The sequence below is a fragment of the Microlunatus phosphovorus NM-1 genome (assembly GCF_000270245.1).
Classification (GTDB): domain Bacteria; phylum Actinomycetota; class Actinomycetes; order Propionibacteriales; family Propionibacteriaceae; genus Microlunatus; species Microlunatus phosphovorus.
Map to the genome: position 1 here is coordinate 3940713 of NC_015635.1, position 15437 is coordinate 3956149.

Annotated in this window: 14 protein-coding genes; 5 read left to right on the top strand and 9 right to left on the bottom strand. The window is 67.8% G+C overall.

Annotation, left to right across the window (positions count from 1 at the left end; all coding sequences use genetic code 11):
* Positions 1-29: 29 nt before the first annotated feature.
* Positions 30-956, top strand: coding sequence for an HAD family hydrolase (locus tag MLP_RS17580; RefSeq protein WP_013864506.1), 927 nt, complete (start codon positions 30-32; stop codon positions 954-956).
* 133 nt (positions 957-1089) lie between these two features.
* Here MLP_RS17580 and MLP_RS17585 read toward each other — a convergent pair whose 3' ends face one another.
* The 3 genes from MLP_RS17585 to MLP_RS17595 form a co-directional block, all read right to left on the bottom strand.
* Entirely contained in the window at positions 1090-1461 is a 372-nt protein-coding gene (locus tag MLP_RS17585; protein WP_013864507.1) for a DUF4233 domain-containing protein, read from the bottom strand.
* Between the two features lie 62 nt (positions 1462-1523).
* Positions 1524-3071, bottom strand: coding sequence for a bifunctional folylpolyglutamate synthase/dihydrofolate synthase (locus MLP_RS17590; RefSeq protein ID WP_013864508.1), 1548 nt, complete (start codon positions 3069-3071; stop codon positions 1524-1526).
* Positions 3072-3158: 87 nt separating this feature from the next.
* A complete protein-coding gene (locus MLP_RS17595; protein WP_156821203.1) occupies positions 3159-3881 on the bottom strand; it encodes an ABC transporter substrate-binding protein in 723 nt (240 codons plus the stop codon).
* Between MLP_RS17595 and MLP_RS28090 the strand changes: the two genes are divergently transcribed.
* Entirely contained in the window at positions 3848-4069 is a 222-nt protein-coding gene (locus MLP_RS28090) for a hypothetical protein (protein WP_156821204.1), read from the top strand. The genes MLP_RS17595 and MLP_RS28090 overlap by 34 nt on opposite strands.
* 236 nt (positions 4070-4305) lie before the next feature.
* On the opposite strand, the gene MLP_RS17600 is transcribed toward MLP_RS28090, so the two are convergent.
* Positions 4306-5148: an NAD(P)H-binding protein gene (locus MLP_RS17600; RefSeq protein WP_013864511.1), complete on the bottom strand. Its 843-nt coding sequence runs from the start codon at positions 5146-5148 to the stop codon at positions 4306-4308.
* Positions 5149-5240: 92 nt separating this feature from the next.
* Here MLP_RS17600 and MLP_RS17605 point away from each other — a divergent pair, with 92 nt between their 5' ends.
* Positions 5241-5666: an Rrf2 family transcriptional regulator gene (locus tag MLP_RS17605; protein WP_013864512.1), complete on the top strand. Its 426-nt coding sequence runs from the start codon at positions 5241-5243 to the stop codon at positions 5664-5666.
* Between the two features lie 545 nt (positions 5667-6211).
* Here MLP_RS17605 and MLP_RS17610 read toward each other — a convergent pair.
* Entirely contained in the window at positions 6212-7096 is an 885-nt protein-coding gene (locus MLP_RS17610) for a phenylalanine 4-monooxygenase (protein ID WP_013864513.1), read from the bottom strand.
* A 231-nt stretch (positions 7097-7327) separates the two neighbouring features.
* Here MLP_RS17610 and valS point away from each other — a divergent pair, with 231 nt between their 5' ends.
* Together valS and MLP_RS17620 are read left to right on the top strand one after the other, a co-directional pair.
* Positions 7328-9913 carry a valine--tRNA ligase gene (gene valS / locus MLP_RS17615; RefSeq protein ID WP_013864514.1) on the top strand — a complete coding sequence of 862 codons (2586 nt, stop codon included), beginning with the start codon at positions 7328-7330 and terminating at the stop codon, positions 9911-9913.
* Positions 9914-10065: 152 nt separating this feature from the next.
* Positions 10066-10857 carry a carbon-nitrogen hydrolase family protein gene (locus MLP_RS17620; RefSeq protein ID WP_013864515.1) on the top strand — a complete coding sequence of 264 codons (792 nt, stop codon included), beginning with the start codon at positions 10066-10068 and terminating at the stop codon, positions 10855-10857.
* A gap of 57 nt (positions 10858-10914) precedes the next feature.
* Here the strand turns inward: MLP_RS17620 and MLP_RS17625 are convergent, their stop codons facing one another.
* The 4 genes from MLP_RS17625 to MLP_RS17640 all read right to left on the bottom strand — a co-directional run bounded on the left by MLP_RS17625 (position 10915) and on the right by MLP_RS17640 (position 15429).
* Positions 10915-11355 carry a hypothetical protein gene (locus tag MLP_RS17625; RefSeq protein WP_013864516.1) on the bottom strand — a complete coding sequence of 147 codons (441 nt, stop codon included), beginning with the start codon at positions 11353-11355 and terminating at the stop codon, positions 10915-10917.
* A 57-nt stretch (positions 11356-11412) separates the two neighbouring features.
* A complete protein-coding gene (gene nhaA, locus MLP_RS17630; protein ID WP_013864517.1) occupies positions 11413-13308 on the bottom strand; it encodes a Na+/H+ antiporter NhaA in 1896 nt (631 codons plus the stop codon).
* A gap of 29 nt (positions 13309-13337) precedes the next feature.
* The gene (clpX, locus tag MLP_RS17635; protein ID WP_013864518.1) at positions 13338-14627 is read right to left on the bottom strand and encodes an ATP-dependent Clp protease ATP-binding subunit ClpX; all 1290 of its coding nucleotides are present in this window, start codon (positions 14625-14627) and stop codon (positions 13338-13340) included.
* Positions 14628-14763: 136 nt separating this feature from the next.
* Entirely contained in the window at positions 14764-15429 is a 666-nt protein-coding gene (locus MLP_RS17640) for an ATP-dependent Clp protease proteolytic subunit (protein ID WP_013864519.1), read from the bottom strand.
* Between the last annotated feature and the right edge of the window lie 8 nt (positions 15430-15437).

The window sequence follows — 15437 nt, forward strand, 5'->3', positions numbered from 1 at the left end:
GTGAACGAGGAGACCGGGACGAGGAGACCATGAGCGAAGCGATACTGCCGTCCTGGCGACCGAGCCCCACTCGGGATGCGCTGCTGGCATTCCTGCAGGCAGCCGAGGCGGTCGCGGTGTCGGATCGAGTCGCGTACTTCGACAACGACGGCACCTTGTGGTGCGAGCGGCCGACGTACGTCCAGTACGACTTCTTCGCCGACGAGCTCCGACGCCGCACCGCAGTCGATCCCGCTGTGGCCGAGCGGCCCGAGTTCGCGGCCGTGCTGGCCGGTGACTCGGCCCGGATCGCCGAGCTCGGGCTGCCGCGCATCGCCATCGCCCTGGCCGATCTGTTCGCAGGTCTCACCCCCGAGGAGTTCACCGACCGGGTCCGCGACTTCGCCGGTCGGATGAGCCACCCGGTGCTCGGGCGTCGCCTGGCCGATCTGCGCTATCTCCCGATGCTCGAGCTGATCGACGAGCTCCGTCAGCGCGAGTTCACGGTGGGCATCGTGACCGGCGGCGGCGCGGACTTCCTGCGAGCGATCAGTGCTGAGCTGTACGAGGTCGCGCCGGAGCTGGTGGTCGGCACTCTGATCGAGCATGAGCTCGGCCGGACTGCGGCGGGAGCACCCGAGCTACGGAGGACGACTCGGCTGATCGGCGGGGCGAACGAGGGCCCGGCCAAGGTGACGAACATCCAGACTCAGCTCGGTCGGCGCCCGTTGCTGGCGGCCGGCAACTCCGCCGGCGATGCCGACATGCTCGACTGGGCGCTCGCCGGACCTGGACCAGGACTAGCGCTGCTGGTCGACCACGACGACAGTGCTCGGGAGTTCGCCTACGCCAGCGAGTCGGCGACCCTGACGGAGTCGGAGTCCATCACCGCGCTGGCCGCGCGCCGCGGCTGGACGGTGGCAAGCATGGCCACTGACTGGGAGTCGGTGTTCCCCGCAGGCCCAGTCGGGCACTGAGTGGGTCGGCGAGGCTACAGATAGCGCAGCCGGCGCGCGGTGGCCACGGCCTCGGCGCGGCTGCCTGCGGCGGGCACCGGTGAAATCGATGTCGCGATCGCATGCACGCCGCGCCGGACGCTCCGACGATCTCTCAGGAAGCGCGGGCCGCGGTCTGCTGCTCCAGCCGCCGGCCCAGCACGAAAGACAGCACCCAGAGCCCGGCGAAGATGGCGCCGATCGCGTACATGGCGGGAGTGAACAACCCGAGCAGGATGCCCACCGGTTGGGTGATCCAGCCGATCAGATAGCCGACCGGTTTGCGCAGCAGACCGGCCGCGGTCACGGCCAACAGCGCCCCGACACCCCCGGCGGCAAAGGCGGTCCCGGCGGGTACGCCGGATACCAAGATCATCACCGGCACGGCCAGGCCGAACACGACCACCTCGAAGAGCAGGAGGGTGAGCATCACCACCCGCATCGGGTTGGTGTTCGGCAGCGCGTAACTCCCTCCCCGCCGACCCACCCCCTCACTCTCTCCCCGCCGACCCACCCCCTCACTCTCTCCCCGCCGACCCACCCCCTGGCTCATCGCTCGTCCCAACTGTCGTGATCGTGCGCATCGTCGTCGGAATCATCGGCGAAAGGATCGTCATCGTCGGCCTCGGGATCGGCCAGGGTCTCGCCCTCGACGGTCTCCCCGGTCAGGTGCGCGTCGACCAGGTCCGCATCCCGCGCGTCCCAGTCGTCGGTCGAGTCCGGCTCTGGGGTGCCCTCCTGATCCGCGTCCTGATGGACCAGCAGGGTCCTTGCCTCCCCGACCAGCACGACGGATCCGGTGACGAGGACGCCAGGGGCGCCGACGCCGTCGGACTCAGCCAGGGTCACCGCCGTCTCGATGGCGTCGTCGAGTCGCGGAGCGACGGTCACCCGCTCGGCCCCGAACACCTCCGCGGCCAGCACGGCCAGTTCCTCGGCGGGCATCCCACGGCTGGTGGAGGCGACCTGAGTCACCACGACCTGCTGCATGACCCCCGACCAGATCTCGAGGACGCCACGGACATCCTTGTCGGCCATCGCACCGATGACCCCGATCAGCGGCGTGAACTCGAACGCCTCGGTCACGGCCGCGGCGGCCGCTCGGGCGCCGTGCGGGTTGTGCGCGGCATCCAGCACGACGGTCGGCGAACGGCGTACGACCTCCATCCGGCCGGGCATCGCGACGGTCGCGAAACCCTCCCGGACAACCTCCGGGTCGAGCGCCTTCATGCCCAGAAACGCCTCGACCGCCGCCAGAGCCTGGGCCGCGTTGGCCGCCTGGTGGGAGCCGTACAGCGGCAGGAAGATGTCACCGACCGGGCCCTCGGCGGCATTGAGCCGGAGCAGTTGACCACCGACGGCAGGCATCCGTTCCAGCACACCGAACTCCAGGCCTTCGCGCTGCGCCAGCGCCCCGACCTCCGCGCATCGCTCGAGCAGCACGTGCGCCGCCTCGATCGGCTGGCCGGCCAGGATGGCCTGCGCGCCCGGCTTGATGATGCCGGCCTTCTCTCGGGCGATCTCGGTGGTGGTCTCGCCGAGCAGGTGTGCGTGGTCGATGTCGATCGGAGTGATCACTGCGACGTCGCCGTCGGCGACATTCGTCGCGTCCCAGCTGCCACCGAGCCCGACCTCGACGATGGCCACGTCGACCGGGGCATCGGCGAAGGCCGCGTACGCCATCGCGGTGATGATCTCGAAGAAGGTCATCGCGACGCCGTCGATCTGGCGGTCGTCCACCAGCTCGATGTAAGGCTCCAGCTCGCGATAGATCTCGTCGAAGCGGTCCTCGGAGATCGGCTCGCCGTTCAGCGCGATCCGCTCGGTCACTGACATCACGTGCGGACTGGAGAAGCGTCCCGTCCGCAGCCCGGCGGCCCGCAGCAGAGCGTCGATCATCGCCGCGGTGCTGCCCTTGCCGTTGGTGCCGGTGAGATGGATGACCGGATAGGCCCGTTGAGGGTCGCCGAGCAACTCGGTCAGCGCCGTGATTCGGCCCAGGCTCGGCGCGATCCGGTGCTCGGGCCAGCGTCGGGTGAGGGCGGCGACGATCTCGGCGTGCGAGGCATCGGGGGAAAGCGTGGGTGTCTGCGACATGGCCTTCCGAGTCTAGTGGGCCGCCCTCCGATCAACGTGTGAATCTGCGTGGCGTACTCCCCACGTGAACTCACGCGTTGTCTGCGGCTACGACTTCTCTGTCGAGGTGCTCGGATTCCCGTCCACCGCAGCCGCCAGACGCGGACCCAGCTCCTCCACCAGATAACCGATGCTCAGCACCGTCATCAGCGAGAAGGCCTCGTATACACCGTCACCGGGCTTGGTGAAGATCTCGCGGCCCTCCTTGTGCACCGCGAGTGAGGTGTAGGCCTTGTTTGCCTCGATGTCCTTGCGGCCGTTGCCCTCCACCAGCCAGACCAAGGCATCCACGTCGAGCAACTCGACACTCTCATCGCTGAGGTCACCACCCCAGGCGCTCTTGGTCACCTTGTCCAGATCAGCGGGCAGGCTGAAGCCGAGGTCAGCGAGCAGCCGGCACCTCGGATCCTGCGACCCGTACACGAACACGCCCTCCCAAGGAGTGGCGGCCAGGGCGGTCTTGCCGGCGAACTCCGGGTTGGCGTCCTTGACGGCCTGAACCCGCTTCTTGGCGTCCGCAACCAGGACGGTCATCTGCTGAGGCCGGCCCAGCGCCTGGCCCACGACGGTGGCCTGAGCGTCCCATGGGACGCCCCATTCCTCGTACTCCTTCAAGGGCGCGATCGTCGGCGCGAGCTTGCTGAGCTTCTCGTAGTCGCTCTTCGTCATCCCGGAGTAGATCCCGATGATCAGGTCCGGCTGTAGCTCGGCGACCTTCTCGAACTGGATCCCCGTCGGTGTCGGTGAGGACCTTGGGCTCCGGCGCGGCAGCCAGGGCCGGCGTGGCCCAGGGGCCGAACAGCTTGCTCTTCCCCAGGTCGAACCAGGTCGTCGAGCCGACCGGCACCACGCCGAGTGCCACGCAGTCGTCCTGCTCCTTCAGCCCGACCGTGACGATCCGCTGGCGCGCGGATTCGACGGTCGTGCTGCCGTACTTGTGGTCGATCGTGACCGGATAGGCCCCCTCCTCGACACCGCTGGCCGGCGGCGCCGGCGTACCATTGGTGACCGTGCCGCCCGACCCTGCCGAGGCATTGCATGCGGACAGTCCGGCCACGGTGGTGGCCAGCGCGGCCGTGGTGAGCAGGAAGTGGCGGCGTGACAGTGGCATCGGATCCCCTTGAGGCGCGAAAGTCAGGTAAGGCTATCCTGATTCAGGCGGACCCAAGCTCGGAAGACCGGAAGAGATTGCGTGTCAGTCGACCACTGCACTCAATGGCGTCGGGTCCTGGCCAGTCAGGTCCTTGACCGCGCTCGTGGTCAGATCCATGAAGCCCTCCCGCGTGGCGGTGCCGAACGAGGCGAGCAGTCCGGCCACCAGCTCGGGCAGTCCGGCGGCGACCAGGCCCGCCACGTACTGCTCGTCACTCACGTCGACGACCTCGACCGACCCACCCCGCAGACCGGCCGCAAGATCGGCAAGGTCTCGTGTCGAGACGCCGGCCGGACCGCTGATGTCGTAGACCTGTGCCGGGTCCGGGTGCAGCAGCGCGCCTGCCGCCGCAGCGGCACAGTCGGTGCGGGTCACGTAGGAGGTGAGCCCGGCGCCGGCATTGGTGACCAGGCTGCCCGAGGCCGCGGCCTGCTGAATGGTGGGCACTTGGAACTCGGAGTACAGGTTGTTCCGCAGGGCAGTCCAGCGCAGTCCACTCGCGGCCATGGCCTCTTCGGTGGCCTGGTGCGACGGCACCACTCCGGCGGGATTCTCCGCGACCGGGTTGGTGACCGAGGTGTAGAAGAGGTGCCCGACACCGGCTTGCTTGGCGGCCTCGATCGCGGCGAGCTGACCAGGCAGCCGAGTGCCTACGTCGTCGGCGGAGATGATGAGCAACCGGTCGACGCCGGCGAATGCGGCCGGCAGCGTGTCCGGCTTGGTGAAGTCCGCCGGGCGCGCCGTGGCCCCGAGAGCCACCAGATCGGCGACCGCCTCGGGGCGCCGAGTGATCAAGACGACCTGGGACGGATCGGTCGCTGCAATCAGGCGCGCGGCAACGAGTCGACCGAGGTTGCCGGCAGCACCGGTGAGGGCGATGGTCATGCGGGATCTCCTAGAATTGTGCTTACTCTGACGACGAATGTGTGCGATTAGAACTGTAGTGAGAGTTGCGACGATATGAAAGGATGGATCGCATGGCGAGACCGACCAGCACCCACTTCGCCGTCGCGGTGCACGTCCTGACCTACCTCGCCAGCCCAGCCGCGGAGGCTCGAGCGGTGAGCTCCGAGGAACTCGCCCAGAGTGCCAACGTCAATCCGGTCCACGTACGCCGTGTTCTCGGACCGCTGCGAGAAGCCGGACTCGTCTCCTCCCGTCCCGGCCCGCGAGGTGGCTGGGGACTGACCAGACCGGCAGCGCAGATCGGCGTGGCCGACGTCTGGAGCCTGGTGCAGGCGGACGAGCACGTGCTCGGCCTGCACGGGCCCAACCCTGCCTGCCCGGTCGGTCGATCAATACAGCACTCACTGACCGACTTGGACGCCCTCGTCCGTGAGTCTGTGCGGCGCACGCTCGGCGCAGTAAGCGTCGCCGACCTCGCCGCCCAGGTCAGCGTTTAGCAACGGACCGACCGCAGTTCCCCCGCTGAACACCGACGGGCTCCGCGCGTCTCTGGCCCGCGGGCGCGAAACGTACGCAACTCCCGCCCGCGCCCCCTGGCGCTCGTCTCTGACCCGCGGGCGCGAACCGTACGCAGCTCCCGCTCCCCTGCTGCTCAGCTTTGGCCCGCGGGCGCGAAACGTACAGGCCTTCCGCGCCCCTGCTGCTCAGCTTTGGCCCGCCGGTTCGAGACGTACTCAGCTACCGCGCCCCCTGCTGCGCGTTCTTGACCCGCGGGCGCGAAACGTGCTCGGATCGCACCCTGCCGCGGACGTCCTTGACCCGCGGGCGCGAAACGTACGCAGCTCCCGCTCCCCTGCTGCTCGTCCTTGGCCCGCGGGCGCGAAACGTGCTCGGATCGCACCCTGCCGCGGACGTCCTTGACCCGCGGGCGCGAAACGTACGCAGCTCCCGCTCCCCTGCTGCTCAGCTTTGGCCCGCCGGTTCGAAACGTACGCGACACCCGCGCCCCTGCTGCTCAGCTTTGGCCCGCCGGCGCAGGAGGTCAGGCCGCTGCCAGCATCCGTTCGGGCACCTCGTCGTCACACGCCGCGAAGAAGGTGCCGACCACGTCTTCGAGATGGCCGACCGACTCGGCGGCGAACAGGATCGGCTGATAGCTGGTGATGTCGTAGTTCAGGGTGGCCATCTGGACCAGGTCCAGCGGCCTGATCTCCATGTGGCTGAACTCGTCCATCTCGCCATAGCTGGACAAGATGCCAGCCCCGTACGCCTTCAGGTCCGGGCCATCGAACATCACCCCGAACTCCATGGTGAACCAGAAGATGTCGGCGATCACCTGGACGGTCTCGTCCCGTTCGGCGCGCGCGACGGCGGCCCCGGCGGCTTGGGTCAGCGCGGCGAAACGTGGGCTGGCCAGCTGATTGCCGTGCCCGAGCACCTCGTGGATGACGTCGGGCTCGGGGGTGTAGAGCGGCTCGGAAGGATGCCGCACGTACTGGGTCGAGTGGAACACCCGATCGCCGAGGGAGGAGTAGAACTCGCGCAGCTCGACCAGCCCGGGGGCGGCGACATAGCTGAACCCCGTTAGTCCGGTGAGGGCGGCGCTGACCTCGTCCAGCTGCGGGATCTGCTCTGTGGGCAGGCCGAGTCGCTCCTTGGCCGCCAGGTATTCCGGGTGCGCCCGGCGCCGGTGCTTGTCGGCCAGTTCGTGGCTGACCTGTCGCCAGATCGCGGTCTCACCCTCGGTGTAGTCGATCCGCGGCAACGGCTCACCCGGCTGCCAGGCCACCGCCCGAGCGGCGATCGCGTTGCGCCGGGCGCGGTAGTCGGGATCGTTGAAGCCTGGGTGGTTGGCTCCCAGGTGCACCTCGACGGTGCCGTCGTCATGGTGCGACACCGGCGAATAGAGCTGAGCTTCCTCAAACATCGCGCGGGCCTCCTCGCCGGCGAGCGGGCTGGATCAGGCAACCAGGACACCACTTCAAGCGCGTATGGGAAAGACTGCGCTCCCCCACTGGGCAACTTTTGTTCCGTGGTCCCCCTGGCACGTGGACCCTTGGACAAAATGCGCAGCCGAGGCGACCGCGAAACCGCGGCGCCGGACGACCAGGTGAAACGCGTTCGCGGGGACTCCGGCGGGCTCCCTAGAATCTCTCTCATGTCTGCCACGCCTGCTGCCCCGAGTCTCGACGCGCCCCTTGCCGGTGCGCGCGTCGTACCGGAGAAGCCGGCGTTGGAGGGTCTGGAGGACAAGTGGGCGGCGACCTGGGAGGCCGAAGGCACGTACGCGTTCACTCGACCCGAGTCCCGCAGCCAGGTGTTCAGCATCGACACCCCGCCGCCGACCGTGTCGGGATCGCTGCACGTGGGGCATGTGTTCTCCTTCACCCACACCGATCTGATCGCGCGCTACCAACGGATGCGCGGCAAGCACGTGCTCTATCCGATCGGCTGGGACGACAACGGGCTGCCGACCGAGCGGCGGGTGCAGAACTACTACGGCGTGCGGTACGACCCGAGCGTGCCGTACGAGCCCGACTACACCCCGCCGGCGAAGCCAGACCCCAAGCGGCAGGTAGGCATCAGTCGTCGCAACTTCGTCGAGCTGTGTCACGAGCTGACCCGGATCGACGAGAAGGCGTTCGAAGCACTGTGGCGCCGGGTGGGTCTGAGCGTGAACTGGCCGGACCTCTACACGACCATCGCCGATGATTCGGTGAAGGTCTCCCAGCTGGCGTTCCTGCGCAATCTGGCCCGCGGTGAGGCGTACCTGTCCGAGGCGCCGACGCTGTGGGACGTGACCTTCCAGACCGCCGTCGCGCAGGCTGAGTTGGAAGCTCGGGACTACCCCGGCGCCTATCACAAGGTGGCCTTCCATCGGGCCGACGGCGCCCAGGCGATCATCGAGACCACCAGACCCGAGCTGATCCCGGCCTGCGTGGCGCTGATCGCGCACCCGGACGACGAGCGGTACGCCGATCTGATCGGCAAAACAGTGACCTCCCCGGTGTTCGGGGTGGAGTTGCCAGTGGTGACCCATGCGGCAGCCGAGATCGACAAGGGCTCCGGCCTGGTCATGTGCTGCACCTTCGGCGATCTGACCGATGTGACCTGGTGGCGCGAGTTGCAGCTGCCCGCCCGGGTGATCATCGGCCGGGATGGCCGCATCCTGCGCGAGCTGCCGTCCTGGATCGGCGATGCGGGCCGCTGGGAGCAGCTGGCCGGCAAGACCACCTTCAGCGCCCGTGAGCAGGTGGTGGCCTGGCTGCGCGAGTCCGGCGATCTGCTCGGCGAGCCCACCCCGACCCAGCGCAAGGCGAACTTCTATGAGAAGGGCGACAAGCCGCTGGAGATCGTCTCCACTCGCCAGTGGTACATCCGCAACGGAGGTCGGGACGCCGACCTGAAGGCGGCGCTGCTCGCTCGTGGCGAGGAGCTTGCGTGGGTGCCCGAACATATGAAGCACCGGTACGACAACTGGGTGGGTGGGCTGAACGGCGACTGGCTGGTTTCGCGGCAGCGCTTCTTCGGGGTGCCCTTTCCGGTCTGGTATCCGCTGGATGGCGCCGGTGAGCCGAACTATGACGCACCGATCCTGCCGGACGAGGCCGACCTGCCGGTGGATCCCTCCTCGGCGGTGCCGGCCGGCTACAGCGCTGACCAGCGGGGAATTCCCGGCGGCTTTGCGGCCGATCCAGACATCATGGACACCTGGGCGACCTCGTCGCTGACCCCGCACATCGTGTGTGGCTGGGAGCGCGATCCGGAGCTGTTCGCACTCACCTTCCCGATGGACATGGCGCCACAGTCGCACGACATCATCCGTACCTGGCTGTTCTCCCGGGTGGTTCGCGCGCACTTCGAGAACCACGAGCTGCCATGGGCGCTGGCGGCGATCTCCGGCTTCGTGATGGACCCGGATCGCAAGAAGATGAGCAAGTCCAAGGGCAATGTGGTGGTGCCGACCGAGATCTTGGACCAGTACGGTTCCGACGCGGTGCGCTGGCGGGCGGCCAAGGCCCGGCCCGGCCTGGATTCCCCCTTCGACGAGAAGGAGATGAAGGTCGGCCGGCGACTGGCGATGAAGGTGCTGAACGCCTCCAAGTTCGTGCTCGGCTTCCCCGGCGATGCGGGAGCAGCTGATTTGGCGGCGGTGACCGAGCCGCTGGACCGAGCGCTGCTCGCCGGTCTGGAGTGGGTGATCATCGAGACCACCGCGGCGTTCGATGCGTACGACTACACCGGTGCGCTCGACGTCGCCGAGAAGTTCTTCTGGGCGTTCTGCGACGACTACCTGGAGACGGTCAAGGAGCGCGCGTACTCCGATGGTTCCGGGGCGGCTTCAGCCCAGGCGACGCTGGCGATCGCGTTGAAGGTGCTGCTGCGGCTGCTGGCGCCGATCATGCCGTACGTAACCGAGGAAGTCTGGTCCTGGTGGCAGGAGGGCTCCATCCATCTGGCGACCTGGCCGACGGCGGAGGAGGTCGAGGTGGCCGGCGACGCACTGCTGCTGGACGACCTCGCGGTGGCGCTGGCTGCCATTCGCGGCGCGAAGTCGCAGGCCAAGGTGTCGATGCGGACCGAGGTGTCCCGGGCCGAGTTCACCGGTGGCGCCGACGTGCTGGACCGGTTGAAGGAGATCGAGCCAGATCTGCGCGCCGTCGGCCGGCTGGTCGGCGAGATCCAGTGGAGTGCCGCCGACGTACCGCTGCATGTCGACGTGGACCTGGTCCCGCCCGCCTGACCCCGTAGGATCTGCTCGGGTTTGTCGGTCCTGCTCGGTCTGCAGACCGAGCAGGACCGACAAACCCGAGCACGAACAACCCGTCGCGAGCGGCCGTGAGCGGAGCGCGGCTGCGAACAGCGAGTGACGACAACACAGAGAGGAGCAGCCGGATGCGTATCGCACTTGCTCAGCTGATCTCCGGCGCCGATCCGTACGCCAATCTCGACCTGGTCGCCGACGCGGCCCGGCGGGCGGCCGAGCAGGGCGCGGACCTGCTCCTCTGCCCTGAGGCGACCATGCGTTGCTTCGGCTTGCCGCTGCTCGAGATCGCCGAACCTGCCGACGGGCCATGGGCACGACGGCTCGCCGGGATCGCCGACGAGCACGCGCTGGTGATCGTGGCCGGCATGTTCACCCCCTCCGACGACGGTCGGGTCCGCAACACCCTGCGGATCGTGGGAGGTGGGATCGATGCCGCGTACGACAAGATCCACCTGTTCGACGCTTTCGGGTTCACCGAATCGGACACGGTCGCCCCCGGCGAAGAGGTGCTGGTGGTCGAGATCGCCGGCGTCGATGTCGGGTTCGCGCTCTGCTATGACCTCCGCTTTCCAGGGTTGTTCACCACGCTGGCAGATCGGGGGGCCCAGCTGATCTGTGTCGCGGCGTCCTGGGCGCCGGGTCCCGGCAAAGTCGAGCAGTGGGAGCTGCTGGCTCGGGCCCGAGCCCTGGACAGCACCTGCTTCATCGCCGCCGTCGGCCAGGCCGACCCAGCGACACTCGGCATCGAGAACCCGACGAACGCACCGACCGGCGTCGGCCACTCCGCGGTCGTCTCTCCCGTTGGGACCGTCCTCGGCGCCCTCGGCGGAGAACCTGGACTCCTCGTCGCCGACCTCGACCCCGCCGACGTCCAGCCCGTACGCCAGGCGATCCCGGTGCTCGCCAACCGCCGTCTCTAGGCCGAACTTCTGTCGAGCAACCATGAATGGTTGTCGCTAGCTCGACAGAAATCCGGGTCATTGGCTGAACAGCATCGCGAAGCGCTCGATCGCCCAGATGTTGACCGCCCCGAGCATCGGCCAGCCCAGCAGGCTCCACAGCAGCAACAGCGAACGTCGCCACTGGAGAATTAGCGTCACGGTCCAAAGCCCCAGCGGCAGCACAGGACCAAGCACGCCCACGGCGACCGGAGGTAGCCAGCCCTGGGCGCACTCCACGCAGAGCGGACCGGCGGCGAGAGACATCCCGCCGACGAAGAACCAGATCACCGAGCAGGTAAGTGCGGCGGCAACGCCTGCGAAGGCGATGATCCGGCCGAAGATCGCGGGTACGGGTGTCGGCGGGCGAAACTGGCCCGGAGGAGGCGGATAGGACGGGGTCGAACCGGCCCAACCGCCGGCCGGCGGGGGCGGCCCGGGCGCGTGACCATGCGGTGTCCAGGGATCCTGAGCCGACATGATCAACAGTGTTCCATCCGATGGTGCCGTAGCTACCGAACAGCCACAGCGACCGGTTCAGTCGTTGGCGGCCGACGCGTCCGGATCGGGATCAGCTTCCGGAGCAGAATCAACCAGCGCCATAGCCAAGGTCTGGGCGTCGTAGGGTCCCAGGTGGCGACGTCCATTGACGTAGAAGGTCGGGGTGCCGTGCACCTCGGACGTCTCGGCGTCGATCGCGTCGTCGTCCACTCGCTTCTCGTACCGTCGCGTCCGCAGATCCTCGTCGAACCGCTCGAGATCCAGCCCGATGTCGGCGGCATACTCACGCAGGTCGTCGGGTTCGAGCGCGTCCGAATGAGCGAACATCCGGTCGGCCAGCTCCCAGAACCGCCCCTGCACGGCGGCGGCTTCGCTGGCCAGCGCAGCGGCTCGGGCATGCGGGTGGACCTGCTCCATCGGCAGATGCCGGAAGACATAGCGCAGGTCGTCGCCGAGCCACTCCCGCAACTCGGCGATCGATCCGGTCGCCTTGGAACAGAACGGGCACTCGAAGTCGGCGTACTCGACCAGGGTCAGTGGCGCGTCCACTCGGCCGCGAATGTGGTCGCGGTCCGGATCGACGGGTCGTAGCAGTTCGACCGGCGGGCCGCTGAGCGCTGCATCGGCCCGACCCAGATAGAAGCTCAACGCGCCCAGTCCCGCGGCGATCAGCGACGCGGCGAACACCCCGACCCGCGCCTGGTCCTGCAGTGCCGGATCGTCCAAGGCCAAGTCGACGATGAACAGCGAGATGGTGAACCCGATCCCCGCCAGCGCCGCGCCGCCGGCCAACTGCTTGTGGGTCAGCCCGGGTGGCAGCTCCGCCCAGGGCGTCCGCGCCGCCAACCGGGCACCGAGCAACACTCCGACCAGCTTGCCGACCACCAGACCGGCGATCACACCCCAGGTCAGCCGAGAGGTCGCGGCGGCCGCCAACGACTCTCCGCTCAGTGACACCCCCGCGTTGGCCAGGGCGAACAATGGCAGCACTACCAAGGCGACGAATGGCCGCAGCAGGACCTGGAGTCGCTCGTTGATCGCCACCGAACTGGTGATCTGCCGGCGAGCCAGGCGCTCATACTCGGCGCTGGGACTCTGGCGGAACGCGCGGGTGACCTCCTCGACTCGTTCGACCGCCTCCCGCTTGGGCGGGTAGACCGGCAGGATCAGCGCGATCGCCACGCCGGCCAGCGTCGCGTGCACCCCCGACTGGTACGCCGCAATCCAGGTGAGGATCCCCACCGCGAGGTACGCGCCGTCTCGGCGAACTCGCAGCCAGCGCAGCAGTCCGACCACCGCCAAGCCGAGCAGCGCCAGGCCCAGCCAGCCCCAGGACAAGGACTCGGTGTAGAAGAACGCGATGATGGTCAGCGCGCCGATGTCGTCGGCAACCGCGAGGGTGACCAGGAACAGCCGCAGCCGGGTGCCCGGTTTGGGCCCGACGAGCGCCAGCAGGGCCAGCACGAACGCGGTGTCGGTGGAGACCACGACGCCCCACGCGTGGGCGGCGGCCGTGCCGGCGTTGAAGGCCAGGAAGATCAGCGCCGGCAGCAGCAGACCGGCCACGGCGGCAACGATCGGCACGGCGGCCCGGCGTCGATCGGTGAGCTCACCGATGGCGAGCTCACGCTTGACCTCCAAGCCGATGGTGAAGAAGAACAGCGCCATCAACCCGTCGTTGACCCAATGCTTCAGGTCGAGGATCAGCTCGTACGGGCCGAGGACGAAGCCGGCCTTCAGATGCCAGAACTCGTCGTAGGTGTCGCCGAACGGCGAATTGACCCAGACGACCGCGAGCAGGGTCGCCGCGACCAGAATGGCCGCGGATTGCACGGTGTTCTCGGCAATCCGGGAGAGTGCGGCCGAGATGCGACCGGTGACGGTCTGACTGCGGGTACGAAGCCGCAGCAACAGTCCGGAGCTGCCGGGCACGCGACTATGAGTCCGCTCGCGTCTGGCGATCAGGCGGACCGCTCGCGCCGTTCCCGCTTCGCGAACTTGTCACGCGGCACCAGGGTGGGCAGCACCGAGTCCTTGACCACCTCGGCGGTGATGATCACCTGGGCCACGTCGTCGCGGCTCGGCACGTCGTACATGATGTTGAGCAGCACCTCTTCGAGGATCGCCCGCAGCCCGCGTGCGCCGGTCCCCCGCAGCAGCGCCAGGTCGGCGATCGCCTCGATGGCATCGGGGGTGAACTCCAGGTCGACCCCATCGAGGTCGAACAGCTTCTTGAACTGCTTGATCAGCGCGTTGCGCGGCTCGATCAGAATCCGGATCAGGGCGGCGCGGTCCAGCGGGCTGACCGAGGCGATCATCGGCAGCCGACCGATGAACTCCGGGATGAGCCCGAATTTGACCAGGTCCTCGGGCCGTACGTCATGGAACGGATCCTCGGAGGCCGCCTTGCGACTCTCGATGTCGTTGTTGAAGCCCAGCGGCCGCTTGCCGACCCGGGAGGCGATGATGTGGTCCAGTCCGGCGAAGGCCCCACCGACAATGAACAGCACGTTGGTGGTGTCGATCTGGATGAAGTCTTGATGCGGGTGCTTGCGGCCGCCCTGGGGCGGCACCGAGGCCGACGTACCCTCGAGGATCTTGAGCAGCGCCTGTTGGACACCCTCGCCCGACACGTCCCGGGTGATCGAGGGGTTCTCGCTCTTGCGGGCGATCTTGTCGACCTCGTCGATGTAGATGATGCCGGTCTCGGCCTTCTTCACGTCGAAGTCGGCCGCCTGGATCAGCTTCAGCAGGATGTTCTCGACGTCCTCGCCGACATAGCCGGCCTCGGTCAGCGCCGTCGCATCGGCGATGGCGAACGGGACGTTGAGCATCTTGGCCAGCGTCTGCGCCAGATAGGTCTTGCCGCAGCCGGTCGGACCGATCAGCAGGATGTTGGACTTGCTGAGTTCGACGCCGTCATCCTCGGAGCGTCGAGACGGGGTGGTCGATTGCGCCTGCACCCGCTTGTAGTGGTTGTAGACCGCGACGGCGAGCGCCTTCTTCGCGCCGGTCTGGCCGATGACGTAGCTGTCGAGGAACTGCCGGATCTGCTGCGGCTTGGGCAGATCCTCCAGCAGACCCACCTCCGAGCCTTCGGAGAACTCCTCCTCGATGATCTCGTTACAGAGATCGATGCACTCGTCGCAGATGTAGACACCAGGTCCGGCAATGAGCTTCTTGACCTGCTTCTGGCTCTTTCCGCAGAACGAGCATTTGAGCAGGTCGCCGCTCTCTCCGATGCGGGCCACGCCCCACCTCCTCTTCTCCGGTCCGGGCCTCAGCGCTCGAACTCTCACGATAACGGCCAGCGTCCCCGGTGGGGAGGACCCGGTCCGTGGTGTGCCGGTGCCCGGCTTCGATGCGACACCGAAGCCGGGCGGTGGGTCAGACGGGGACGGCCTTCAACGAGGTCAGGATGCCGTCGATGATCCCGTACTCCTTGGCCTGTTCGGCCGTGAGGTACTTGTCGCGCTCGATGTCGCGGCTGACCTCCTCGACGGACTTGCCGGTGTCGCCGGACAGCATCTCCTCCATCAGCGACCGGATCCGCAGGATCTCCCTCGCCTGGATCTCGATGTCGGAAGACTGTCCATAGCCGCCTTCGGTGGCCGGCTGGTGGATCAGGATCCGGCTGTTCGGCAGGGCGAGTCGCTTGCCCTTGGTGCCGGCCGCCAGGATCACTGCGGCGGCGGAGGCGGCCTGCCCGAGACACACCGTCCGTACGTCGGGTTTGATGTAGCGCATCGTGTCGTAGATCGCGGTCAGCGCGGTGAACGAGCCACCCGGGGAGTTGATGTAGATCTCGATGTCGCGCTCGGAGTCCATCTGCTGCAGGCACAGCAGCTGAGCCATCACCGCGTTGGCGATCTCGTCGCTGATCGGGGTGCCGAGGAAGATGATCCGGTCCTCGAAGAGCTTCGTGTACGGGTCGATGCGGCGCATCCCGTACGAGGTGCGCTCCTCCCACTGCGGGATGTAGTAGTCCATCGTCGGAGCGAAGCGACGATCCTCCAGGTGCGGCGTGAACCCCGGCCGGTCGGTGGTCATCATGCTCGGCT

Excerpts from the sequence above, each read along its gene's own strand:
- MLP_RS17580 (WP_013864506.1), top strand. The coding sequence starts at position 30 with ATGAGCGAAGCGATACTGCCGTCCTGGCGACCGAGCCCCACTCGGGAT.
- MLP_RS17590 (WP_013864508.1), bottom strand. The coding sequence starts at position 3,071 with ATGTCGCAGACACCCACGCTTTCCCCCGATGCCTCGCACGCCGAGATC.
- MLP_RS17600 (WP_013864511.1), bottom strand. The coding sequence starts at position 5,148 with ATGACCATCGCCCTCACCGGTGCTGCCGGCAACCTCGGTCGACTCGTT.
- MLP_RS17605 (WP_013864512.1), top strand. The coding sequence starts at position 5,241 with ATGGCGAGACCGACCAGCACCCACTTCGCCGTCGCGGTGCACGTCCTG.
- MLP_RS17610 (WP_013864513.1), bottom strand. The coding sequence starts at position 7,096 with ATGTTTGAGGAAGCTCAGCTCTATTCGCCGGTGTCGCACCATGACGAC.
- valS (WP_013864514.1), top strand. The coding sequence starts at position 7,328 with ATGTCTGCCACGCCTGCTGCCCCGAGTCTCGACGCGCCCCTTGCCGGT.
- MLP_RS17620 (WP_013864515.1), top strand. The coding sequence starts at position 10,066 with ATGCGTATCGCACTTGCTCAGCTGATCTCCGGCGCCGATCCGTACGCC.
- MLP_RS17625 (WP_013864516.1), bottom strand. The coding sequence starts at position 11,355 with ATGTCGGCTCAGGATCCCTGGACACCGCATGGTCACGCGCCCGGGCCG.
- MLP_RS17640 (WP_013864519.1), bottom strand. The coding sequence starts at position 15,429 with ATGATGACCACCGACCGGCCGGGGTTCACGCCGCACCTGGAGGATCGT.